The sequence below is a fragment of the Lactobacillus sp. HBUAS51381 genome (assembly GCF_012641095.1).
Taxonomy (GTDB): Bacteria; Bacillota; Bacilli; order Lactobacillales; family Lactobacillaceae; genus Levilactobacillus.
The window spans coordinates 1-269 of sequence record NZ_JAAVSC010000100.1 but is presented as its reverse complement, the minus strand read 5'-3'; the positions used below and the strand labels follow the sequence as shown (position 1 = coordinate 269).

1 pseudogene is annotated in these 269 nt (G+C 43.5%); it reads left to right on the top strand.

Annotated elements, in window-relative coordinates:
• Positions 1–269: pseudogene (locus HEQ50_RS13015) on the top strand (RNA-guided endonuclease TnpB family protein); the annotation flags it as partial.

Genomic DNA, 269 nt, shown 5'->3' with positions numbered 1-269 from the left:
TTTAAAACCGATCGGGCTAAAATTGTTGCCGGTAAGCTTCGCCTGGACAAACCACGTGGTGTTAAAGATTGGTATGACATTAGGGTCAGTCGTCATGTTAATTTGTCCGGTACGCTAAAGGTGGTCAGTATTTACCGCGAAAATGGTCAGTATTGGGCTTCACTACCTTTTGAAGTTGAACTCGAAAACAAGCCACAAACGGGTAAAAGCTCCGCCGTTGATGTCAACGTTGGCCATTTAAACTATACTGCCGGTGTTATCAATACTTT